We start from the raw sequence: 22709 nt of genomic DNA, 5'->3' as shown, positions 1-22709 counted from the left end.
TCGAGAATACCGGTAGATGCACGCAAAGGACGGGTCCGCGCTATGCGCGGGACCCGTCCTTCGTTGTGATCTGTCCTACCTGAGCCTCAGCTCAAAGGGAGAAGAGATTTACTTCATCTGCTGACGGGATTCTCCGCCAGCTGGTTCGAAGCCTGCAGCCTTGGCAGCTTCGATGGAGTTGAACCAGTACTCTGCTTCAGTCTGCTCGTACCAGGTCGAACCTGGAACGTGGTACTTGTTCGAGCCGGCGTTGCCCTTGATGACGAAGCCCTCAGGAGCGTCTTCGCCTTCAACAGCCTTGATTACGCCTTCACCCTCGACAGCCTTGGCAGCAGCCTTTGGAGCCTTCTCAGCCTTAGGGGCAGCAACCTCAGCAGCAGCCTTTGGTGCGTTGACGTCAGCTGGAAGAGCGTCCTTTGCAACCTTCACCAGGGTGGCGAAAGCGTTCGAGTCCGAAACAGCCAGCTCTGCGAGCATGCGGCGGTCAACCTCGATCTGGGCAGCCTTCAGGCCCTGGATCAGGCGGTTGTAGGTCATGCCGTTGGCGCGGGATGCAGCGTTGATGCGCTGGATCCACAGGCGGCGGAAGTCGCCCTTGCGCTTACGGCGGTCGTTGAAGCTGTAAACGAACGAGTGGAGCAGCTGCTCCTTGGCCTTACGGTACAGGCGCGAACGCTGACCGCGGTAACCCTTTGCGCGTTCCAGAACGACGCGACGCTTCTTGTGGGCGTTTACTGCCCGCTTCACACGTGCCACGTGTGTACTCCTTCAAGTCAGTTCCCCAGTGCCCGCAATGTCGCGGGATGGGTGAAATCTATGGGTGGTGGGGTATTGCTTCCCCGTAGTGCGAAAGGGAGAGCTTAGAGGCCCAGCATCCGCTTGATGGTCTTCACATCGGCCTTGGCGACGATCTGGTCAGAAGCCAGGCGACGGGTAACGCGCGAGGACTTGTGCTCCAGGTAGTGGCGACGGTTGGCCTGCTGGCGAGCGAGCTTACCGCTGCCGGTGAGCTTGAAGCGCTTCTTGGCGCCACTGTGAGTCTTGAACTTCGGCATAGCTGCCGTTCTCCTTACGTGCTCCACCCGGTAAGGCACCGGGTGGGGATCATCCGAAGCGGGCCCCGATAAAGGTGACCGCTGTTGTTCTCTTGTAGTTGGATCTTCCCGGAGGAAGTTCCTTCACCGTGAACGGTGACGGGCCCGAAAGCCCAACAGGCTTGGCTAGGCGTCGCCTTCAGCTGCCTGACGTGCCTGCTCCAGCTTGGCGCGGGCGTCATCATCCATGGAAGCTGCGACATTCTGGCCCTCGGTCTCAACCGGAGCGTCGGTGCGGATCTTGCGCTTGGCCGAATTGCGGCCACCCGACTTCTGCTGCTGCTCGCGGCGAGCCTCTGCCTTGTTCTTCAGCGGACCAACAACCATGACCATGTTTCGGCCATCGATGCGCGGGCTGGACTCAATGACCCCAACTTCGGCGACGTCTGCTGCAAACTTTTCAAGCAAGCGGATGCCCATTTCTGGTCGCTGCTGCTCACGACCACGGAACTGGATCATGGCCTTGACCTTGTCGCCTGCGCCCAGGAAGCGCAGTGCGTGGCCGACCTTGGTCTCGTAGTCGTGGGTGTCGATCTTCAGGCGGAAGCGGACTTCCTTCAAGACCGTGTTGGTCTGGTTCTTACGAGCTTCGCGAGCCTTGACGGCGGCTTCGTACTTGTACTTGCCGAAATCCATCAATTTGCACACTGGAGGCTTGGCGCTGGGTGCCACCTCGACCAAGTCCAGATCGGACTCGAGAGCAAGACGAAGCGCGTCCTCAATGCGGACGATGCCTACCTGCTCACCATTAGGGCCGACGAGACGTACCTCTGGCACGCGAATGCGCTCGTTAATGCGTGGATCGCTGATGTGTCACTCCTGAAATTCGTAATCCATGACCGCAAACAAAGAAGGCCTCCGTCTGCGATTGCAGGCGAAGGCCAGAAATAACGACATAGCCGAACACGAGAAAGTTCCCGCGTAAGCGCTTGGGGATCGCATTGCTGCGATCCTGCCGAACTACCCGGAAGCCTCAAACGGCGACAGCGGGTGGGAGTTGGCCTCCACTTGCATGGCTCAATACTAGTACGAATCCCTCGTCCAGGGCTAACTGGAGAACTGCGAGAAGTACCGGCATCGAGTCGGTCTGTGACAAGCTTAGCAGTATGACTAACGAAGACACCAACTCGCACCAGCACTCTGTGGACCAGCAGGTGCGCGATATCGCTGAAGTTGCAGCAGTTGAAATCATCACCACTGCCGCTGTCCACCTGATGAGTGCAGCAGCAGTCAAGTGCGGCCTTGCAGAGGGCGAAGATGCCAATGAGCTGAAGGATCTCGACGAGGCCCGCAAGCTGATCACCGCGCTGGCAGGCCTAGTCACCGCCGGTGCGCCGGAGATCGGCTCGCAGCACGCGGCGCCTTTGCGCGACGGCCTGCGCAGCCTCCAGCTGGCCTTCCGCGAAGCTTCGATCATCCCCGATGCACCAGGCAAGGGCCCGGGCGAGAAGTTCACCGGACCGGTCAACTAGGTAATATTGGCTGAATTTTAAGAGATTAACATCATGGACTCGTTTCCTTCGGGAAACGGGTCCATTGTTGTTTGGATCACCGGCTAGGTTGGAAGCATGCAGATGCTCGAACAGCCAGTGCTGGACGCCGGGGCCTACCGGCTGCGCCCTTTCCAGCCCAGCGACATCCCTGCCGTGCGGCAGGCGTCCGCCGACCCGTACATTCCGCGAATCACCACTGTCCCGGCGCAAGGGACCGAAGCGGACTACGCGGCATTCATCGAACGCCAGCATCGCCGTGTCGCCGAGGGCAGCGGCTACTCATTTGCCATCGCCGACGCGGCGACAAATGCTGCCGCCGGGCAGATCGGCCTCTGGCTGCGCGATGCCCATCAGGGCCGGGCAAGCATCGGATACTGGATCGCCCCGGGGTTCCGGCGCCGGGGCATTGCCAAGCAGGCATTGACGGCGCTGGCGGCCTGGGGCTTGGAGCATCCGGGCATCGAACGGGTGGAGCTCTACGTGGAGCCCTGGAACGAGGGGTCGTGGCGGACCGCCGAAGCCTGCGGCTTCCAGCGCGAAGGGTTGCTGCGCAGCTGGGAACGGGTGGGCTCCGACCGCAAGGACATGTACATGTACTCGCGGCTCAGGCCAGCGCCTCGCGCCTAGGCGATCGTTTCCAAGCGACGGCGGCGGGCACGGCGCACGCGACGGCGGATTTGCTGGGCGATCAGCGCGATCACCACAACCAGCGCGGCCATCGTGCTGATGCCGATGAAGGCAGGGGCCGGACCGAGGTTGTCGACGAAGATGCCGGTGATTGGAGAGCCCAGCGCGGTACCCGCAGTCATCGCCGAACCGTACCAGCCCATGGCTTCGCCGCGGCGCTTTTCGGCCACCAGGTCGGTGAGCCATTCGGAAGCCGCCGACAGCGTTGGCGCGCAGAGGAAGCCGGGCAGGGCGGAGAACAGCGCCAATGACCAGGTATCCCACGCAAAATACATCGGTATGGTCAGCACTGCCATGCTCAGCAGCAGCACCAGCGGAGAGATAACCCGGGTCATCGACCCGTAGATCAGGCCGCCGATCAGCGAGGCGCCGCACCAGAAGAAGAACACCAGCCCAAGCTGGTGGCTTTGCGCCGACGCATCCAGTTCGGCCACGATGGCCACCTCGGTGCCGGTGAGCAGCATGCCCGCTCCGGCCGAGGCGATGAAGACCGCCAGGACCGAAGCGCTGACCCAGTTGAAACGGTTCTTGAAGTTGCGTCCGCGCTGCTTGATCCGGGCACGGGCGGATTTCATGCCGGCGGCAATCAGCTCGCCTTCGACTTCGGGCACGCCCATCGGTGCGGCGGCAATGAAGCTGGCTTCCGCGCCCAGGCGTTCTTCGTGCACGTTGGCCCGCGAAGCAATCGCCTTGGGGTCGTCGCTGCGTGTTGGCGGATTCAGGATCATCAGCGCCAAACCGGCCACCGTCGAGGTTACGCCAATTACGCTCAAGCCGATGACGCTGCTGACCTGGGTGGCGACAATGCCGGCACTGGCCGGGCCGACGATGAACACCAGTTCGGTGGCGGTTGCGTCCAGGGCGAAGGCGGTACGGCGCTGCTCACCGGTGGTCATGATGCCCAGGGCGGTACGCACCACGGAGAAGACCGGCAGTGCGAAGAGCCCGCCGATGAAGGCCAAGGGGTAGACCCAAACCAGCGGAACATGGGGCACCGTGCACCAGACGAGGGTTTCGACGATCACCGAGGGGATCATCGCGCGGCGCAGTCCCCAGACATCCACGCGGGCTCCGCGCCAGGGGGCGCCGATGGCGATGCCCAGGGTCATGACTGCCGTGACCAGGCCCGCTGAAACCCAGGATTGGTCGAGGTTGTTCACCAGATGCAGGAGCAGCAGCATGCTCAAGGCAGAGTGCGGCAGGCGGGCAATCATGCCAATCAGCAACAACAGTGAGATCTGCGGCTGGCGCAGGATCTGCCAATAGCTTTTCATGCCCGGAAAGTTCCTTATCTGGTCAAAAGGAGCCCGCCGGTCTAGCTCGGCGCGCTGTGCAAACTGAGTTCGAGGGAATCCACTGCTTCAGCGAATTCGGTGTTCTGGGACAAACGTCCGTGGATTGCGCGAGTTGCCTCGCGTGCGTCGTTCTCGCTCGTTCCAGGAGCAAAGACGAACTGCAGGTTAAGTTCCGGTCCGGAACCTCCGCCAAGGACAACTTGCCCGTCCTTGCTGCGGGAGCCGACTCCCCTGCCCGGGGCAACCTTGACGGTCTGCAACTGGCTGAAGCCTTCGGTTGCATCCTGCACTAGGTTGGCGATCTGCTGATTCTGATAACTCGGAATCCACTCGATCTGCTTAGCCAGGTTCCAGACCCCGGGTCGTCGAAGCACGAAGGTGAAATCGCTTCCGGGATCGAGGACCAGCAGCTGGCATTCCTCGCTGACTGCCGAGAGGGCCGCCCGCGGGGCGTAGACCGCCACCGGCCGAGCTTCCTTGTGCCACGTCTGAAGCCGTTCAACTGTGGTGAAGATCGGCAGGGCCATGCGGCCATCCGGAGCCTTGATCTTCACCAGCGCCATATCGGCTTCCTTATCGGAGGCGAAGCCGTGTTCAGTCATCGCTTCTTCACCGAGCTGGGCGACCACCGCAACGAAAACGCGCGCCTGTGACAAGGATTGATGCACTTCGCCCTCCCCCGCGGTGCCGGCTCGCAAGGCTGCCAAGGCGGCAACGACATTGGCGTCGGCCATGCCGTCGTCCTTGTCGAAGTTATGCAGGGGGTTGCCTTCGCCGCTCAGGTCGCGGCCTTCCCAATCCTGGCCGGCAGAGTCGGTTTTTGAACCTGCCTGCGCCAGCGCAGCGACAATATGTCCCGGCAGATGGCGTTTGGGTGCAGATTCAGGTTGCTCGGTGCTCATAGCTCCATGCTATCGGTGGTTTCGAGGTTGTTGGCAGGAAGTTCCAAAACTGCATTCATGAGCTTGGACACCCCGAGCGGGGCATTTCAGATTTCATCCCCTGCCGGCTGTGCGCCATCGCTGCCAGGAGAAGGTATTGCAGGAATCTGGCTTCACAAATGGAAAGGCGATTCAGAAGCAGGGAGCTTCTGAATCGCCTTTCGCGGATGGTACTTGGTGCCTAGCGGCGGCCTGCCACATCGAGCGCTTCTTGCAAGGTGAACTGGCCTGAGTACAGCGCCTTGCCCATGATGGCGCCTTCGATGCCTTCAGGAACCAGCTCACGCAAGACGCGGAGGTCTTCGAGCGAGGAGATGCCGCCCGAGGCGACAATCGGCTTGCTGGTCTTGGCAGCGATTTCGCGCAGCAGTTCAACGTTTGGACCGCGCAGCGTGCCGTCCTTGGTCACGTCGGTGACAACATAGCGGGCGCATCCGGCGTCTTCCAAGCGAGCTAGGACGTCCCACAGGTCGCCGCCGTCCTTGGTCCAGCCGTGGCCGGACAAGGTGGTTCCGCGCACGTCCATGCCCACGGCGATCTTGTCGCCGTGGCGGGCGATGGCCTGCTTCGTCCATTCCGGGTTTTCCAGTGCGGCGGTACCGAGGTTGACGCGGGTAGCGCCGAATTCCAGTGCACGTTCCAGGGAGGCGTCGTCGCGGATGCCGCCGGAGAGCTCGACCTTGATGTTCAGTTCCTTGGCAATGCGCTGGACGATCTCGACATTGCTTCCGCGGTCGAAGGCTGCGTCCAGGTCGACCAGGTGCAGCCATTCGGCCCCGGCGTTCTGCCAGGAAAGCGCAGCTTCCAGCGGGTCGCCGTATCCGGTCTCGGTACCGGCTTCGCCCTGGACCAGGCGCACTGCCTGGCCGCCGGCGATATCTACCGCAGGCAGGAGTTCGAGGATTGGTTGCTCGCTCATGATGTCCTTAATGAAGAAATAAAAAGTGGTTAGTAGGTCAGGGCCCAGGCTGCGATCAAGCTCATGCCTGCAAGCACCCAGAGCGCGATGATCCATGAAATATGGGCCTTCTGGTTCTTCAGCGAAATGGCCCCGCCGATCAGGAAGGCCCCGATAACACCCAAGATGAGGCTCCACATGCCTAGAGTGTCCCCAACCAGTTGCGCAGCAACTGTGCGCCAGCGTCGCCGGACTTCTCCGGGTGGAACTGGACTGCCGAGAGCGGGCCGTTTTCGACGGCGGCCACGAATGGCGTCCCGTGCGTCGACCAGGTCACCTGCGGCGGGGTCATCGCTGGCTGGGTGACGTCGAATTCCCACTTCTGCACAGCGTAGGAGTGCACGAAGTAGAATCGCTCGTCCTCGATGCCTGCGAAAAGCTTGGATCCTTCCGGCGGGCGCACCGTGTTCCAGCCCATGTGCGGAATGACATCCGACTGGAGGCGTTCAACCTTGCCCGGCCATTCGCCGATGCCTTCGGTTTTCACCCCATGCTCCACGCCTTCTTCAAAGAAGACCTGGTGGCCCACGCAGATCCCCAAGACGGGCAGGCCACCGGCGATGCGGCGGCCGATCCAGCGCAGGGAACCGGTTGCGGTCAACTGCTCCATGACCGAGGCGTAGGCGCCGACTCCCGGGACTACCAGTCCGTCGGCAGCCACGATCTTCTTCGGGTCTGCGGTCAGTTCCACCTCGGCGCCGGCGGCTTCCAAGGCGCGCACGGCGGAACGGACGTTGCCTGAACCGTAGTCCAGGACAACTACTGTTTTCTTCTCCACTTACAGGGCACCCTTCGTGGATGGGATCTTGTCGCCCATGCGCTCATCGCGCTCTACGGCTTCGCGCAAGGCGCGGGCGAAGGACTTGAATTGCGCTTCGACAATGTGGTGCGGGTCGCGGCCCGAGAGCACCTCGATGTGAGCGCAGATCTGTGCGTGGAAGGTGATGGCTTCGAAGACGTGGCGGGTCATCGAGCCGGTGAAGTGCCCGCCGATCAAGTGGTATTCCTGGCCAGCAGGCTCGCCGGAGTGCACGAGGTATGGCCGGCCCGAGACATCGACGACTGAACGGGACAGCGCCTCGTCCAGCGGAGCGTAGGAGGTGCCGAAGCGGCGGATGCCTGCCTTGTTGCCCAGCGCCACGCGCAGCACTTCGCCGATGGTGATCGCGGTGTCCTCAACGGTGTGGTGGACATCGATGTGGGTATCGCCGGTAGCACGCACGGTGAGGTCGATGAGCGAATGCTTGGAGAGCGCAGTCAGCATGTGGTCATAGAACGGCACCGAGGTGCTGATCTCCGAGACGCCGGTTCCATCGAGATCCAATTCAACGAATACGGACGATTCGCTGGTCACGCGTTCCATGCGGGCGCGACGTGCGCCAATCAATTCGGCAGACATGTCTTCCTTCGCTTGTCTTTGATTACTTCTGCGAGCCGAGCAGTTCGGCAAGTCGTTCCAAGAAGGCTGTGGTTTCTGATTCGGTTCCGGCCGTAACACGCAAGGTCCCCGGAATTCCATTGTCGCGGATGATGATGCCGGCTTCCAACAGGCCTTCCCAAATAGCGTGGGGGTCTTCGACGCCACCGAAGAAGACGAAGTTGGAGTCGGAGACCGATGGCTTCAGGCCCAGTTCCTTCAAGCGCGCGACGATGCGGTCACGCTGGGACTTGATGTCTTCGACCTGCGCCAGCAGCAACTCGATGTTCTTCAAGGCGGCGATCGCCGTTGCCTGGGTCACGGCCGACAGGTGGTACGGCAGCCGCACCAAGCGGATGGCATCGGTGACCTCTGGCGCGGCGGCCAGGTAGCCGACGCGTGCGCCGGCCAGGCCGAATGCCTTGGACATGGTGCGCGAGACGATCAATCGCTGGCGGCCTTCAAGCAGACTCAGTGCGGACTTGGTGCTGGCCAAGGAGAATTCGGCGTACGCCTCGTCAACGATCACCATGCCGTTGTGCTCGCTCATGGCTTCGTACACGGCCGTGATGACATCAAGGCCAAGGGCGGTGCCGGTGGGGTTGTTCGGCGAGCACAGGAACACGATATTCGGCTTGTGCTCGCGGACCTGCGCGGCTGCAGATTCGGCGGACAGGGTGAAATCCTCGGCGCGTTCACCGGCGATATAGGTGGTATCAGTACCACTGGCCAACAGCGGGTACATGGAGTAGGTGGGGCCGAAGCTCATCACGGTACGGCCTGGACCACCGAAGGCTTGCAGGATCTGCTGCAGGATTTCATTCGAACCGTTCGCGGCCCAGATGTTCTCCTTGGTGAGCGAGTGGCCGAGGTAATCGGCAAGAAGTTCACGAAGCTCGGTGAACTCGCGGTCGGGATAGCGATTCAGAGTTGCCGCTGCCTTGGCCACTTCCTGGGCAATGGCGTCTACGACTACCGGTGGCAACGGATGGGTGTTCTCGTTGACGTTCAACTGGATCGGCACGTCAATTTGCGGTGCGCCATAAGGGGATAGCCCGCGGAGATTCTCACGCAAGGGCAGCTGACTCAAAAGTTCACTGCGGTCATTCACGCATCAAGTCTACGTGCGCAGCGAGCCCGCCAGTGAATCCGCTACGGCTGCAGGTAACAAACTCTAGACAGCGGGGGAAGCTAGCCGGCAATGACCGGAATCGACAAGGTATCTCCAACCTGGATTTCGCTGCCGTCCAAGGCGTTGAGCTCCGCGATGTGGCCAACTGCGGAAGTCACGTCGTAACCGGTGGCATAGTCGCGAGCCAAACTCCATAGCGTATCCCCGGGGATCACGGTGACATCGATGGTTCCAACCCCAGCAGGATCTTCTGCCGCGGCATGCGCGTCAGAGGCGAACATGGAGAAGAAGAAAGCAGCAGCGATCGTGAGTGCGAAAACGGGCATCCCCACCAGCACAGCCCAACCGCGGCGGTTGATGCGGATTTTCAGCGGCGCTTGGGTCTGATCTGAGTCAAGTGCGACGGTAGCCATGACGTTGTCTCCTCAAGAAATTCAAGTGATGCGAATTTTTATTCGAAAGAACGGATTCGAAAACTTGTTCGAACCTCGTATATCTGTTCTAACAGAGATTCGCGGAACTTGTCCAGAAGTTTTCGAACAAATCTTTGAAAGAAGCTCGCTTATCTACTAAGATTTCGAAGTAGACGAGCAATGAAAACATCTCACCATCTAGCTCCGACAGTTTGGACACGCAAACTTTCGAATGATTGCTAGGGAAGGCAAAATCTCATGTCAGCATCACAACGCACTCCCCGATCGAATGCACGTTCGCTGACGATTCGCCAAAAGAAGATCCTTGAGACGATCCAGCGGTCTATCGGCAAGAACGGTTATCCGCCATCGATGCGTGAGATTGGCGACGCTGTCGGACTCAAGAGTCTTTCGAGCGTGACCCACCAGTTGAGCCAGTTGGAAAAGCTCGGCTATATCCGTCGAGACCCACGCCGTCCGCGCGCGATGGAAATCCTGCTTCCGCTGCAATTGTCCGACGATGCCGAAAAGGCCGAGGTCTCGGAGCCGGTCGAGCCGGCTGCCAGCGAAGACGCCAAGATCATTGAGCTGAGCACTTCTGCTGACACCACCATGGTTCCGCTGGTTGGCCGTATTGCTGCTGGCGGTCCGATCCTGGCAGAACAGTCCGTCGAAGATGTTTTCTCGTTGCCTCGTCAGCTCGTGGGCCACGGGGAACTGTTCATGCTCAAGGTTTCCGGCGATTCAATGGTTGACGCCGCGATTTGCGATGGCGACTGGGTAGTTGTCCGCCGACAGCAGACGGCAGACAACGGCGACATCGTCGCAGCCCTGCTGGACGAGGAAGCGACCGTCAAGACCTTCCGGCAGCGTGATGGGCATACTTGGCTGCTTCCACAGAACTCGCGCTACGAACCGATTTTGGGTGATGCAGCAAAGATCATGGGACGGGTCGTCTCGGTCATGCGCTCACTCTAGATTTCGTGTGGATATTGCGCTGGTGCTTGGCACCAGCGCAATTTTCGTTTAATCAGCTACTCGCCGGCCTCGAGCTCGATCTGGGCGGCCGCGGCGAAGATCATCCAGCGCTGGACTGCCGCCGAGAGCCGGCGCGGTTCCTGGTCGATCAGATGGCCTGCAGTTGCCGTGACCAGTTGCCTGGCCTGCTCCCTGCTTGGTGCTTCCAAGCGGTGATCTTTCGCGGCGAGGGCCAGATACCGGCACAGGATTCCGGCAAAAAGGTTCCCGTCTCCCCCGCGGTTGAACGCGAGTACTCGGGCCGCGGAAGACAGCGAGTGCGTGGTCGCATCGATCAGCACCTGGGCGTGAGCCAGATCGGCTGGCTCGCCAAGCTCAAGCAACGCGCCTAGCACCGTGCCCTGGTTATAGGTATAGATCGCTGGCTCCACCGTATGCCCCTGGCTGGCCAACCGCAGCCCGTCCAAATACAGCCCACGCTCGGCGCTGAACAGGTTCTTCTCCAGCCATTGGAGAACCTGCCGTGCGGTGTCCTTCTGTCCGGTTCGGCCGAAGAACAGTGCCGCCGGCGCATTGGCCGGCGTATTCTTGAAATCCCGTTTTTTCGACCAGTACAGGCCGCCGCCCAGCACCTCGTCCATGCCAGCTTGAAGCTGTTCTCCCAGCACCCGCATTGCAGTCTGAGCAGCGTGGTTTCCTTCTCCCCTCACGGCCAGCGTGAACTGCGCCAGACGGCCGCTGGCCAAGGCAAGCCACGCCATATCGTCGAAGAAGTAGTTGGGCAGCATCCCGAAGTTGCGAATTCGAATGCCACGCAACAGATGATTGGCCCGGGCCAGCTCGGCACGCGCCGATTCCGCGTCGCCTGCGGCCAGATAGGAGTGGCCGTCATCAATGATGGCATCCAGATAATGCGCCTGCCACCAATAGTTCCACTCCGAAAACGGGTGCGCGCAGCCATTGAGATCGCTGAGCAAGCTTCCGTCGCGCAACCGGTGCGCCCTGCTGTAGCTCTGCCCAATCCAGGTTCCGGGCAGCCGCAAGAGGCGCCGTCCGAAACGCTGGTGGGTGTCGATGGCGGCTTGGTGTGCCAATTCCTGCATGGACTCCATGGTGCCTTCCGGTTCACGCGGCATCAGTTCTTCTCACAGACCTTAGTGCATATCCAACCATCCTGCTGATAGTGCTTTAAGTACTTGAGCTGCCCCAAGTCCAAGGACAGCTCAAGTTCATGCTCTGGCTGCGGCTATTTCCCGTCCGGGTTCAAGCGCTGGAGAACTCCGGTGATGACCTTCTTGTCGACAGTCGGCCACATCGGCGGCAGCGTCGCTTTCAAGAAGCTGCCGTACCGTGCAGTGGCCATGCGCGAATCGAGGATCGCCACCACGCCCTTGTCCCCGACCGAACGAATCAGGCGTCCAGCGCCCTGGGCTAGGCGAATCGCCGCATGGGTGGCGGCCACCTGCATGAAGCCGTTGCCGCCATGCTTGGCCACGTCCTCGGAACGGGCTTTGGAGATCGGATCGTCCGGGCGCGGGAACGGGATCTTGTCGATGATGACCAGCCGGCAGGAATCTCCTGGCACGTCCACGCCCTGCCACAGGGTCATGGTTCCGAACAGGCAGGTGTCGCGTTCGCTGCTGAACTGCTCGACCAGCGACTTCATGCTGCCCTCGCCCTGGCACAGGATCTCCACGTCCAGGCGTTCGCGCAAGATGCTTGCCGCTTCTTCGGCGGAGCGTTTCGAAGTGAACAGAGCCAGTGCACCGCCGCCGGAGGCCTTGATGAGATCCTCGATCTCATCAAGCGTCTCGGCGGCCAGTTGGCGGCCCGGCTTGGGCAGATGCTTGGCTACGTACAGGATGCCCTGCTTCGGGTAATCGAAGGGACTGCCGACGTCCACGCCGGTCCAGGACGGAGCCCCGGCGCCCATCAGACCCAGGGAGCCTGCGACCGAGTCGAACTGCGCGCCGATAGCCAAGGTAGCGCTGGTCAAGACGACCGTGCGCCCGTCGAAAAGCCCTTCGCGCAGCTTGCCGGCAACGGACAACGGGGCAACGTTCAACGTGGCTGGCTGGGTCTCGTCAGCTTCGACGTAGCCCCGGCCTTCGACAAACTCCCGCGGACGGGTGGTGTACAGCACCTCGCGGCGCTCTTCGGATTCGAGCATGCGAATCGCATCGTCCATCACCGCCTGCAGCTGGGAGCGGGCGGTCTGTCGTCCGCCGTCAGCCGGTGCATTGGCTTCGGGCTTGGACAGCGCCAACGCCAGCCGGGCCTGTTCCACGATGTCGTTCAGGGCGATGCCCATGTCTTCGCGCAGGCCATGTTCCAGCAGTCCCGTGGGCACACCGGTCAACGACTTCTCCAAGCGGTTCGCCGCCTTGACCATCTCGTCCACGTTCACTCCGCAATGGCGCTTGGCGCCGCCTGCCGCGGTGAGCACCATGCGTGCGGAGAGCGCCCCGGACACCGAGCTGGTCACGCGGTCTTGCAGTTCGTGGGCCTCATCGATGATTGCGACTTCGAAGTCCGGGAGGACCGAAAGCCCCTCGAAGGCCGATACCGCCAGCAGGGCGTGGTTGGTAATGACCACGTCCGCCTCCGCGGCACGGGCACGAGCCATCTCCGAGAAGCATTCATCAGCCATCGGGCACTTCTGCGACCCCAAGCACTCCATGGCCGAAACCGAGACCTGCTTCCACGCCTTGTCGCTGACCCCGGGCACCAGCTCATCGCGGTCACCGGTCTCAGTCTCTTCAGCCCATTCGCGCAGCTTCATGACCTCGCTGGCCAACGGCGAATAGGTGGTGCCGGCAGGAGCTGCCGGCTCATCCATCGAGAAAAGCGTGCCTTCGTCATCCGGGTACCCGCCGCCGAGCTTGTACTGGCACAGGTAGTTCGAGCGTCCCTTGAGCAGGGCCACATCCATCGGGCGCGAGAGCTTGCCCTTGAGCGATTCGAGCAACCGCGGCACGTCACGGCCGACAATCTGCGATTGCAGCGCCAAGGTCGCGGTGGAGACGATCACCGGCTTGGCGCTGGTCTGCGCGTGGGCCAATGCCGGAATCAGGTAGCCCATCGACTTGCCGGTGCCGGTGCCTGCCTGCACCAGCAAGTGCTTTTCATCTTCCAGCGCGCTGACCACATGCTTGACCATTTCCTGCTGGCCGGTGCGCATGGCACCGCCCATGGAAGTGACCGCGGCCTCCAGGAGCCCCAGGGCCTGCTCTTGCTTATCCATGGAGGTTGAAGGTCTCCAACTCTGCAGCTAGGGAATCGCGCACCTTGACGATCATCCGGGTGCCCTCCTCCAGGTGTTCGCTTTCCAAGATCTCTGATTCGCTCTGGTGCAGCTTGGCGATCAAATCCCCGCGGTTGTAGGGAATGAGCACCTCAAGCTGGATGCCGGGGCGTGGAATCGATGAGCTGATCTTTTCGAGCAGCTCCTGGATGCCTTCACCGGTGTGCGCGGAGACGACCACGGTGTTGGATTCCCGGTTGCGGATGCGTTCGATAACGAACGGGTCAGCCACATCGGCCTTGTTGACCACGATGATCTCTGGAATGTTCAACGCGTCGACTTCGCCGAGCACGGTGCGCACGGCCTGGATCTGCCCTTCGGGATCAGGGTGGGACCCGTCAACGACGTGCAGGATGAGATCCGAATCGGCGATTTCCTCCAGCGTGGATCGGAAGGCTTCCACCAGCTGGGTCGGGAGGTTGGATACGAAGCCGACGGTATCGGCCAGCGTGTAGGTCAACCCGTCCTCGGTCGCCGACTGGCGGACGGTTGGATCCAGGGTAGCGAACAGCGCGTTCTCCACCAGCACCCCGGCGTTGGTCAAGCGGTTGAGCAGCGATGACTTGCCGGCGTTGGTGTAGCCGGCAATGGCCACGGCTGGAACCGCATTGCGCTTGCGGTTGGCACGCTTGGCTTCACGCGCAGGCTTCATGGCCTTGATCTCGCGGCGCAGCTTCGCCATGCGGTCGCGAATGCGGCGGCGGTCCATCTCGATCTTGGTTTCACCCGGTCCACGCGAACCGATGCCACCACCGGCGGCACCTACGCGGCCACCGGCCTGGCGGGACATCGATTCGCCCCAGCCACGAAGACGCGGCAGCAGGTATTCGAGCTGGGCCAGTTCAACCTGGGCCTTGCCCTCGCGCGATTGGGCATGCTGCGCAAAGATGTCCAGGATCAGGCTGGTGCGGTCGATGACCTTGACCTTGACGATGTCTTCCAGGGCGCGGCGCTGCGATGGCGCCAGCTCTGCATCGACAATCACGGTATCGGCACCCGTTGACGCAACGATTCCGCGCAGCTCTTCGGCCTTGCCCGAGCCGAGGAAGGTCGAAGGGTCCGGCTTGCTGCGGCGCTGCACCAGGCCATCGAGGACTTCGGAACCTGCGGTCTCCGCCAAGGCGGCGAGCTCGCGCAGGGAGTTCTCGGCGTCGGCGACGGTACCATCGCTCCAGATGCCCGCCAGCACGACGCGTTCCAGGCGCAGCTGGCGGTATTCAACCTCGGTGACGTCTTCCAGTTCCGTGGACAGGCCTGCGACGCGACGCAGCGCGCGGCGATCCTCCAGATCTTCCTGGTCCCCGTCGAAATTGCTGAGGCCTGAGGAAAAACGGTTCAGTGCAGTAGCCTGGCCAGCGAAAATGGAATTCTCTTCTTCGCCGAAGTGCTGAACCTGCGGGCTCTGCGCATCATCGGCTGCGAGAATTCGATCGATGGCGGCCTGGATCTGGGCATCATCCATCGATGCCGAATCGTGCTCGTGTGACTCGGAGTTAGTCATGGTCTCCTTAGAAGTACTTCGCTTTCCAGAATAGTGCGGGTGGACCCCACTTTGCGACGTGGCGCGTTCAGTTTCGGTTGGTTCATCAAACATTCGTGGTCCTTTGCAAGGAGTAAAGGTCTATGGGCAGACAGGTGAATGCATGGTTACCGGTAAGCAAAGGCGTGTGCGGGGTTCTGGAAAGAAGAACTGCCAGGTAATGGGAAATGACTTTGCCGTCTGCTGATTCAGCCCGGTGGGCGCGCAAGAACTGCGCGGCCAGCTCGTGGAACCGCGGGTAACCAAGAGGGCTACGTATTAGACGAAAATGAAAGTCATAGGGAAAACTCTATCAGTGATATCTGCTCACGCCCATATCGCCTTGCTCACGTTGCCGACGCTGATCTTTGGGGTATCCGTACTGGGCGATAAGCTTTGCCTATGACCTCGGATCACTACTTCACCGCCAGCCCGGCCTCGGCAGATGAACGGCGCACCATCGAAGTCGAGCTCAACGGCTCGTTGCGCAAAGTGCAGACGGCCTCGGGAATCTTCTCCCCCGCCGGTCTGGACAAGGGAACGGCGGTGCTGTTGCAGTACGTGCCAACCCCTCGCGGACGCATTCTGGATATCGGGTGTGGCTGGGGACCCATCACCCTGGCCGCCGCCGAGCAGTCCCCGCAGTCCGAGGTCTACGGCGTGGATGTCAATGAGCGTTCCATCGACCTGGCCCGCTTGAACGCCGCGGCGCTCGGCTTGTCCAACGTAGTTGTCGGCACCCCTGAGTCCGTGGATCCGAGCCTGCAATTCGACACCATCTGGTCGAACCCGCCCATTCGCATCGGCAAGGATGCCCTGCATGAATTGCTGATGCTGTGGTTGCCGCGGTTGGCCCCGGGTGGCGAGGCATGGATGGTGGTGCAGAAGAACCTAGGCAGCGATTCGCTGCAGAAGTGGCTGGTTGAGCAGCTTCCCTCGGATTGGAAGATCACCCGTGAAGCGACCGCCAAGGCCTTCCGCGTGCTGAAGGTAGCGCGTCCGGCCTGATTGCCAAAAGCAAAATCGCAGAATAGCTCGCGAAGCTATTCTGCGATTTTGCTACGGAGCCGATCAGGTCTACTCCGAACCGATGATCCCGCGGGCAACCAGGTCTGCCGGGCCGCTGAGGATCGTATCTTCGCCGCCCTCTGCATTGCCACGGAATTCAACGCCGACGACTCCGCCGGGCACCTTGACAGCCCACTGGTTGATCAGCGCGGTGCTGCGTGCCCAGTAGCGTACGGCTGCCGCGGCCGCACACGCACCGGTACCGCATGAGAGCGTCTCGCCGACCCCGCGTTCATGGACGCGCATCTGGACCTGGGCAACCCCGTCCTCTTCGATCAGCGGCTCGGAAGGAACCACGAATTCCACGTTGGTGCCGTTGGCAGGGATGGGAGAAACCTCTGGGGCTTGGAACAGGTCCAGTTCTTCAAGCATCTGGACGTCTGGCAAGGCAACTACGGTGTGCGGGTTGCCCATGGTGATGCTCAAGGCCGGCAGCGCCTGCTCCCAGCCTCTGGGCTTGACCATGGAGTCCACCGATTTTTCCGCGGCTTCCTGCTCGAAGATCAATCCCCAGGGGCCGAGGTTCACCGCGTAGCCATCAGCGAGTCGGGTAATTTCCTTGACGCCGGCACGGCTGCCGAGCTGGAAACTTTGCCCGACCTGGAGGCTCACGAGCCCTTCGGCAATCAGGTAGTGAGCGAAGGCGCGTACGCCGTTGCCGCACATCTCGGCGATGGAGCCGTCATTGTTCCGGTAATCCATGAACCAGTAGGCCTTGGGATGCTCCAGGAACTGCCCTTCGTATCCGGGAACCTTGGCGGTGGGCACGGCACGGATCAGCCCGTCACCGCCAACGCCGAAGCGGCGGTGGCACAGGGCCGCCACCTGTTCGGCGTTGAGATCCAGCTGCGCTTCCGGGTCGGCAATCAGCACGAAGTCGTTGCCGGTGGCATGGCCCTTGGCGAAACGTTGTCCAGCCAGCTGACCTAATTCGGTGCGGTACATCAATGCTCCTAGAGTTTTCGTTCGTACGTTGGCTAGCCGATGATCTTCAGTGTTTTTTCCAGCAGCCCAGGTTCCAGCGGGTTCAGCCAGTTGACCCGCTCATCTGCGTTGAACCAGGTGATTTGGCGGCGCGCGAACTTGCGGGTGGCAATGACCGTCTGGTCAATGGCTTCGTCCCGGGTGATCTGCCCGTCGAGGAAGTCGATGTACTGCTGGTAGCCGATGGCGCGCGAGGCGGTCTTGCCGTCACGCAATCCCTGGCCGAGCAGTCCCTCGACTTCCGCGGCCAATCCCATGGCATCCATCTTGTGCACTCGAGTTTCCAAGGCCTCATGCAATGCCTGGCGGTCGTAGTTCAAGCCGATCTGGATTGCCGGAGCGGCATACTCGCGTTGCGGCATGAAGGAGCTGAAGGCCCGACCGGAAATCTCGTGGACTTCAAGGGCGCGGATCGCGCGGCGCAAGTCAAGATTGCGTGCTGCGGATACCGGGTCAACCTCGGCCAGCCGGCGGCGCAGCGGTCCGTCTCCTTGAGCCTCGACCTCGGCCTCCAGCCGTTTCCTGACGTCTGGATCTGTCGGCGGGAAATCGATGACATCAAGGGCCGCCCGCACATACAGTCCCGAGCCTCCGACCATCACCGGAACCTTGCCGCGGGCACGGATTTGGGCGAAGTGGTCGCGGGCTTCGGCTTGGAAGGCGGCAACGGATGCTTCCTCGGTGATGCCCATGGTGTCGAGCAGGTGATGCTCGATGCCGCCACGCTGATTCACCGGCAGCTTCGCGGTGCCGATGTCCATGCCGCGGTAGAACTGCAGGGCATCGGAATTGACGATTTCCCCGCCCAGTTCTTGCGCCACGGCGATGGCCAAGTCCGACTTGCCGGTACCGGTGGGGCCGACGATGGCAATCACCGGCAGGTTCGAAGTGGCCATATGGCTAGCTGCGCACTTTCAACGTCGGCATGCCCAAGCTCGTGCGGCCCTTGGATCCGCTCCCCGCCGGTGCTGGAACCCCGCAGCTTTCGGCCTGCGCCCGGTCCCACGCATCCCCGGCGCGTGAACGGCGCAGGGAGTACTGGTCCACGGTGGGATCCGAGATCAGGTGGAATGCCGCCACTTCGGTGATCGGCAGGGTCACCAGGTCGCCAGGGCGCGGGGCCTGGGCACCTTCAGGTACCGAGAAGTGCACCAGGCGCTGGTCCTGCGAGCGTCCGGAGAGACGGTGGGTCTCTTCGGCCTTGCGTCCGGACTGTTCGGTGGCCATGACTTCCACGGTACGGCCCAGCTGCTTCGCGTTCTCCTCCTTGGAAATGCGGTCCTGCAACGCCGTCAAGCGCTCATAGCGTTCCTGCACCACTGCCTTGGGAAGCTGCTCGTCCAGGTCGGCTGCCGGGGTACCCGGACGTTTGGAGTATTGGAAGGTGAAGGCCGAGGAGAACCGCGACGCTTCAACCACGTCGAGGGTGGCCTGGAAGTCTTCTTCGGTTTCACCCGGGAAGCCGACAATGATGTCGGTGGTGATTGCCGCATGCGGGATGCGTTCGCGGACCTTGTCCAGGATCCCGAGGAATTTCTTGGACCGGTAGGAGCGGCGCATGTCCTTGAGCACCTTGTCCGAGCCGGACTGCAGCGGCATGTGCAGCTGCGGCATCACGTTAGGTGTTTCCGCCATGGCATCGATGACGTCATCGGTGAAGGCCGCCGGGTGCGGGCTGGTGAAGCGCACGCGTTCCAGTCCTTCGATTTCACCGCAAGCGCGCAGCAGCTTGCCGAAGGCCAGGCGGTCTCCGAATTCCACGCCGTAGGAGTTCACATTTTGGCCCAGCAGGGTCACTTCGATGGCGCCGTCGTCTACGAGGGCCTGGATTTCGGCGAGGATCTCGCCCGGGCGGCGGTCCCGCTCCTTGCCGCGCAGGGAAGGGACGATGCAGAAGGTGCAGGTGTTATTGCACCCTACGGAGATGGAGACCCAGCCGGCGTACACGGATTCGCGTCGGGTAGGCAACGTGGAGGGGAAGACATCCAGGGATTCAAGGATCTCCAGTTGCGCCTTCTGGTTGTGGCGCGAGCGGGCCAGCAGCGTGGGCAGCGAGCCGATGTTGTGCGTGCCGAAAACCACGTCGACCCATGGGGCCTTCTTGATGATGGTGTCGCGGTCCTTCTGAGCAAGGCAGCCGCCGACGGCAATTTGCATATTGGGGCGTTCAGCCTTCAGGTTCTTGAGCATGCCCAGGTGCCCGTACAGCTTGTTGTCTGCGTTCTCACGCACTGCGCAGGTGTTGAAGACAACAACGTCGGCGACTTCTTCGGCCAGCTCTTCCGGCTTGCGGCTCAGCCCTGCATCTTCCAGCAGGCCAGAGAGGCGCTCGGAGTCGTGGACGTTCATTTGGCAGCCGAAGGTACGTACCTCATAGGTACGGGGTAGTTCTTCGCTGCCGATGTTGCTCAAGGTATGTTGCTCAGTCACCCTTAAAGATTACCGAAGATCGGGTGCCGCTGAAATGTAGGCGAGCCTCCGCTGGACTCCTGGTTGCCTTCACGGTTACGGCCTAGTGGCCGTCGGTGCGCGCCTTCGGGTGGAAGGCCAGGAAAAGGAATAGGCTTTTCGATAGCTGATTCGGCGTATGAAAGGGCAATCCGTGGAAAACCATTCGCCAGGCAAGCACCAGAAAACCGGCAAGTACCGACCGTTGCGGTTGTCGCGCGGCATGAAGATCTTCCACTGGTGGATGGCAGGATTATCCGCGCTTTTCCTTCTCGCCATCCCGATCGCTATTGGCATCATCCCGCCCATTGATGGACAATCCGACAGCCTGCTGTTCAATATCGGTGTCGGCTCGATGCTTGCCGGGGTCCTGGTTTTGAGCCTCTGGGCCTACCAGGGCATTGACGATTGGCTTGAGCGCCGGAGAAACGCACCAGGGCGGCATCCGAAACGACATCAGTAGCGATTGCCGAAGCGCTCTTCCCATTCCTCGCGGGCGACCTTGAACGCCATGCCGCCGTTGTAGCCTTTGCGGCCCAGCATCCCCACGAGCCGGCGCAGGGCTTTGTCCCGATCGGCGCCCATGGATTCGGGACGCAGCTTCGCGCGCACCAGTTCGCGGGCTCGCTGCTCCTCCGCTTCGTCATCGATTTGCTCCAGCGCTTCAGCGGCCAGCTCGTCGTCCACCCCCTTGGTGCGCAGCTCGCGCTTGATCGCACCGCGGGCTAATCCACGCGAGCGAGCGCGGGCAACGACCCAGGACTTCGCAAAGCGTTCATCATCCACGAGGTTGATCTCGGCATAGCGGTCGATGACCTCATCGGCAATGTCTTCCGGGCATTCATTCTCAAGGAGCTTGTCCTTGAGCTGCTTGGCGGTCTTGTCGCTGGCCGTAAGCTGGCGCAGCAAAATTCCGCGCGCCTTTTCCCGCCACTGGTCGTCGCTGAGCTCTTCAGGCTCCCCCGCTTGGCGGGCAGCTTTTCGCGCTTCGCGCGCTTCGCGCGCTTCGCGGCGTTCCTGCTTCGACGGTTTGGCCGGCGCGGGCGCAGCCACAATCTGCTCCATGGCCGCGCGCAGCTCTTCGATGCTGCCCGGTTTCGCCGGCTGCTCGGAGAAACTGGCAATGGTTCGCGAGGTGCTGCCGGCCGGCATTGCAGGCGCCGCAGCGCGCTGGGATGCCCGCTGAGCCGCCCGGTCCCGCTTGGCTGATTCCCCAGCCGCTTGGGCTTCCAATTCTTCCGGGCTGGGCTTGGCCCAGTCCGGCATGTCTTCGAGGTCGCCCTGGAACTCTTTGGAAACGGACGTAGCGTCCGACCCGGAATTCTTTCCGGGTCGGACGCTACGTCGTTGGAAGCCTGAAGCCACTACTGATCGCCCTCGACGACTCGCAGTTCTGTCTCGTCTTCTTCAACTTCTTCCATTGGCAGGACGCCGAGCTTCTGCAGGATCTGGCGTTCGAGCTCGTTGGCCAGATCCGGGTTGTCGCGCAGGAAGCGGCGGGCGTTTTCCTTGCCCTGGCCCAGCTGGTCTCCGTCATAGGTGAACCAGGCACCGGACTTCTTGACCAGGTTGTGCTCGACGCCCATGTCGATGAGCGAACCTTCCTTGGAGATGCCGTGGCCGTACAGGATGTCGAACTCGGCCTGCTTGAAAGGAGGAGCCATCTTGTTCTTGACGATCTTGCAGCGGGTACGGTTGCCGACCGCGTTGGTGCCCTCTTTCAGGGTCTCAATGCGGCGAATATCGATGCGCACCGAAGCGTAGAACTTCAGCGCCTTGCCACCTGTGGTGGTTTCCGGGCTGCCGAAGAAGACACCGATCTTCTCACGCAGCTGGTTGATGAAGATTGCGGTGGTCTTCGAGGCCGAGAGGCGGCCGGTGATCTTGCGCAATGCCTGGGACATCAGTCGAGCCTGCAGGCCGACGTGGCTGTCGCCCATCTCGCCTTCGATTTCGGCGCGGGGAACCAGTGCCGCCACGGAGTCGATGACGATGATATCCAGTGCACCGGAGCCCACGAGCATATCCATGATTTCCAGTGCCTGCTCGCCGGTATCCGGCTGGGAGACCAGCAGCGCATCGGTGTCGACGCCCAGCTTCTTGGCGTATTCCGGATCCAGCGCGTGCTCGGCATCGATGAATGCCGCGACGCCGCCGGCCTTCTGTGCGCTGGCGACTGCGTGCAGGGCAACCGTGGTCTTGCCCGAAGATTCCGGACCATAGATCTCCACCACGCGGCCGCGTGGTAATCCGCCAATGCCAAGGGCGGCATCCAGGGCAACCGAGCCGGTAGGGATTACTTCAATGGGTGCGCGGGTTTCGTCGCCCAGGCGCATGACCGAGCCTTTGCCATAGGCCTTGTCAATTTGGCCCAGGACAGCCTCTAGCGCCTTTTCCCGATCATTTTTTGCTGCCATGGTTCACCTTTGCTCTTGCAAGCCTGCTACGTACTTGCTCATGATTTTTGTCCTGCAATAGACAGTATGCTTGCCCACCGACACTTTGGACTCCGATAGCCCAGAAGTGTGGACAATCCCAGTGCTTAAGTTCTTGGCGCAGTTTCCTGCGTTGTTTCCAGCATAACCCTATCCGAACAGGTGTTCGAAATTCAACACGGCGTGTTCGAAGAATTACTGCATGGGTATTCGAATGGAATCCCTACGATTGCTTCGGCTCGATATCCACGCCAAGCCAGCGTTCAGCCGGAACATCTTGCGCCCGGCACAGGGCTTCCCAGATCTGCTTGGGCTTGATGCCCCTATCGAGCGCCTGTGCCGCAGTCAGGCTGCCGAGTTCGGTCAGGGCCATGGAATCGGCCAGCACGCGGGAGTACCGCGGGCCGAACTCGTTTTCCATATTTCGCCAGAAATCGCTGATTTTCACCTGATAATTCTCCCACGCAAAGGCAAGGAGCCCGCGCATTTCGCGCAGGCTCCTTGCATGGCTGCCGGCAGTCTCGATTACTGAGTAGCGGCGGC

The 22709-nt window shown here is 61.5% G+C and carries 25 protein-coding genes; 5 read left to right on the top strand and 20 right to left on the bottom strand.

The window, feature by feature from the left end; all coding sequences use genetic code 11:
* Positions 1-108: 108 nt before the first annotated feature.
* The 3 genes from rplT to infC all read right to left on the bottom strand — a co-directional run bounded on the left by rplT (position 109) and on the right by infC (position 1871).
* The gene (gene rplT, locus F0M17_RS05605) at positions 109-756 is read right to left on the bottom strand and encodes a 50S ribosomal protein L20 (protein WP_038993693.1); all 648 of its coding nucleotides are present in this window, start codon (positions 754-756) and stop codon (positions 109-111) included.
* Positions 757-860: 104 nt separating this feature from the next.
* The gene (rpmI, locus tag F0M17_RS05600; RefSeq protein ID WP_013348480.1) at positions 861-1055 is read right to left on the bottom strand and encodes a 50S ribosomal protein L35; all 195 of its coding nucleotides are present in this window, start codon (positions 1053-1055) and stop codon (positions 861-863) included.
* A 165-nt stretch (positions 1056-1220) separates the two neighbouring features.
* Positions 1221-1871 carry a translation initiation factor IF-3 gene (gene infC, locus F0M17_RS05595; RefSeq protein ID WP_038993694.1) on the bottom strand — a complete coding sequence of 217 codons (651 nt, stop codon included), beginning with the start codon at positions 1869-1871 and terminating at the stop codon, positions 1221-1223.
* Between the two features lie 329 nt (positions 1872-2200).
* Here infC and F0M17_RS05590 point away from each other — a divergent pair, with 329 nt between their 5' ends.
* Both F0M17_RS05590 and F0M17_RS05585 read left to right on the top strand, forming a co-directional pair.
* Positions 2201-2566, top strand: a complete 366-nt coding sequence (locus F0M17_RS05590; RefSeq protein WP_038993696.1) for a DUF1844 domain-containing protein — start codon at positions 2201-2203, stop codon at positions 2564-2566.
* Between the two features lie 96 nt (positions 2567-2662).
* Positions 2663-3214: a GNAT family N-acetyltransferase gene (locus tag F0M17_RS05585; protein WP_149596627.1), complete on the top strand. Its 552-nt coding sequence runs from the start codon at positions 2663-2665 to the stop codon at positions 3212-3214.
* On the opposite strand, the gene F0M17_RS05580 is transcribed toward F0M17_RS05585, so the two are convergent.
* The 8 genes from F0M17_RS05580 to F0M17_RS05550 all read right to left on the bottom strand — a co-directional run bounded on the left by F0M17_RS05580 (position 3211) and on the right by F0M17_RS05550 (position 9430).
* On the bottom strand, positions 3211-4548 hold the full coding sequence (locus F0M17_RS05580) for an MFS transporter (protein WP_066139119.1): 1338 nt from the start codon (positions 4546-4548) through the stop codon (positions 3211-3213). The genes F0M17_RS05585 and F0M17_RS05580 overlap by 4 nt on opposite strands.
* A 41-nt stretch (positions 4549-4589) precedes the next feature.
* A complete protein-coding gene (locus tag F0M17_RS05575; RefSeq protein ID WP_149596626.1) occupies positions 4590-5471 on the bottom strand; it encodes an SseB family protein in 882 nt (293 codons plus the stop codon).
* 220 nt (positions 5472-5691) lie between these two features.
* Positions 5692-6429 carry a bifunctional 1-(5-phosphoribosyl)-5-((5-phosphoribosylamino)methylideneamino)imidazole-4-carboxamide isomerase/phosphoribosylanthranilate isomerase PriA gene (gene priA / locus F0M17_RS05570; RefSeq protein WP_149596625.1) on the bottom strand — a complete coding sequence of 246 codons (738 nt, stop codon included), beginning with the start codon at positions 6427-6429 and terminating at the stop codon, positions 5692-5694.
* 29 nt (positions 6430-6458) lie between these two features.
* Entirely contained in the window at positions 6459-6608 is a 150-nt protein-coding gene (locus tag F0M17_RS17420) for a hypothetical protein (RefSeq protein WP_162989234.1), read from the bottom strand.
* A gap of 2 nt (positions 6609-6610) precedes the next feature.
* The gene (gene hisH / locus F0M17_RS05565) at positions 6611-7246 is read right to left on the bottom strand and encodes an imidazole glycerol phosphate synthase subunit HisH (protein ID WP_038993703.1); all 636 of its coding nucleotides are present in this window, start codon (positions 7244-7246) and stop codon (positions 6611-6613) included.
* Entirely contained in the window at positions 7247-7867 is a 621-nt protein-coding gene (gene hisB / locus F0M17_RS05560; protein WP_013348471.1) for an imidazoleglycerol-phosphate dehydratase HisB, read from the bottom strand.
* A gap of 22 nt (positions 7868-7889) precedes the next feature.
* Positions 7890-8996 carry a histidinol-phosphate transaminase gene (locus F0M17_RS05555; protein WP_038992594.1) on the bottom strand — a complete coding sequence of 369 codons (1107 nt, stop codon included), beginning with the start codon at positions 8994-8996 and terminating at the stop codon, positions 7890-7892.
* 80 nt (positions 8997-9076) lie between these two features.
* Positions 9077-9430: a LysM peptidoglycan-binding domain-containing protein gene (locus F0M17_RS05550; protein WP_073706798.1), complete on the bottom strand. Its 354-nt coding sequence runs from the start codon at positions 9428-9430 to the stop codon at positions 9077-9079.
* A 258-nt stretch (positions 9431-9688) separates the two neighbouring features.
* Here F0M17_RS05550 and lexA point away from each other — a divergent pair, with 258 nt between their 5' ends.
* Entirely contained in the window at positions 9689-10408 is a 720-nt protein-coding gene (gene lexA, locus F0M17_RS05545; RefSeq protein WP_073706797.1) for a transcriptional repressor LexA, read from the top strand.
* A gap of 56 nt (positions 10409-10464) precedes the next feature.
* On the opposite strand, the gene F0M17_RS05540 is transcribed toward lexA, so the two are convergent.
* The 3 genes from F0M17_RS05540 to hflX all read right to left on the bottom strand — a co-directional run bounded on the left by F0M17_RS05540 (position 10465) and on the right by hflX (position 15306).
* Positions 10465-11544, bottom strand: coding sequence for a glycoside hydrolase family 76 protein (locus F0M17_RS05540; RefSeq protein ID WP_083586693.1), 1080 nt, complete (start codon positions 11542-11544; stop codon positions 10465-10467).
* Between the two features lie 110 nt (positions 11545-11654).
* Positions 11655-13652, bottom strand: a complete 1998-nt coding sequence (locus tag F0M17_RS05535) for an ATP-dependent DNA helicase (protein WP_038992597.1) — start codon at positions 13650-13652, stop codon at positions 11655-11657.
* Positions 13645-15306, bottom strand: coding sequence for a GTPase HflX (hflX, locus tag F0M17_RS05530; protein WP_369826773.1), 1662 nt, complete (start codon positions 15304-15306; stop codon positions 13645-13647). Before hflX ends, F0M17_RS05535 begins: the two co-directional genes overlap by 8 nt.
* Before the next feature lie 327 nt (positions 15307-15633).
* Here hflX and F0M17_RS05525 point away from each other — a divergent pair, with 327 nt between their 5' ends.
* Positions 15634-16239, top strand: a complete 606-nt coding sequence (locus F0M17_RS05525) for a class I SAM-dependent methyltransferase (RefSeq protein WP_038992599.1) — start codon at positions 15634-15636, stop codon at positions 16237-16239.
* Positions 16240-16308: 69 nt separating this feature from the next.
* Here the strand turns inward: F0M17_RS05525 and dapF are convergent, their stop codons facing one another.
* Genes dapF through miaB form a run of 3 tightly spaced genes read right to left on the bottom strand, consistent with a single transcriptional unit; the run spans position 16309 to position 19713 of the window.
* Positions 16309-17244 carry a diaminopimelate epimerase gene (dapF, locus tag F0M17_RS05520; protein ID WP_149596624.1) on the bottom strand — a complete coding sequence of 312 codons (936 nt, stop codon included), beginning with the start codon at positions 17242-17244 and terminating at the stop codon, positions 16309-16311.
* Between the two features lie 32 nt (positions 17245-17276).
* Positions 17277-18179: a tRNA (adenosine(37)-N6)-dimethylallyltransferase MiaA gene (miaA, locus tag F0M17_RS05515; RefSeq protein ID WP_149596623.1), complete on the bottom strand. Its 903-nt coding sequence runs from the start codon at positions 18177-18179 to the stop codon at positions 17277-17279.
* 4 nt (positions 18180-18183) lie between these two features.
* On the bottom strand, positions 18184-19713 hold the full coding sequence (miaB, locus tag F0M17_RS05510; RefSeq protein ID WP_149596622.1) for a tRNA (N6-isopentenyl adenosine(37)-C2)-methylthiotransferase MiaB: 1530 nt from the start codon (positions 19711-19713) through the stop codon (positions 18184-18186).
* Positions 19714-19885: 172 nt separating this feature from the next.
* Here miaB and F0M17_RS05505 point away from each other — a divergent pair, with 172 nt between their 5' ends.
* A complete protein-coding gene (locus F0M17_RS05505; protein WP_168201961.1) occupies positions 19886-20194 on the top strand; it encodes a hypothetical protein in 309 nt (102 codons plus the stop codon).
* Here the strand turns inward: F0M17_RS05505 and F0M17_RS05500 are convergent.
* From F0M17_RS05500 to F0M17_RS05490, 3 genes are all read right to left on the bottom strand, one after another.
* On the bottom strand, positions 20188-21096 hold the full coding sequence (locus F0M17_RS05500) for a regulatory protein RecX (RefSeq protein WP_246857138.1): 909 nt from the start codon (positions 21094-21096) through the stop codon (positions 20188-20190). The two genes, F0M17_RS05505 and F0M17_RS05500, sit on opposite strands and share 7 nt — an antisense overlap.
* The gene (recA, locus tag F0M17_RS05495; protein WP_038992608.1) at positions 21096-22148 is read right to left on the bottom strand and encodes a recombinase RecA; all 1053 of its coding nucleotides are present in this window, start codon (positions 22146-22148) and stop codon (positions 21096-21098) included. Before recA ends, F0M17_RS05500 begins: the two co-directional genes overlap by 1 nt.
* Before the next feature lie 241 nt (positions 22149-22389).
* On the bottom strand, positions 22390-22653 hold the full coding sequence (locus F0M17_RS05490) for a DUF3046 domain-containing protein (protein WP_223308912.1): 264 nt from the start codon (positions 22651-22653) through the stop codon (positions 22390-22392).
* Positions 22654-22709 lie beyond the last annotated feature (56 nt).

This window comes from Glutamicibacter sp. ZJUTW (assembly GCF_008370855.1).
GTDB classification, from domain to species: domain Bacteria; phylum Actinomycetota; class Actinomycetes; order Actinomycetales; family Micrococcaceae; genus Glutamicibacter; species Glutamicibacter nicotianae.
This window is presented reverse-complemented; position numbering and strand designations above follow the sequence as displayed.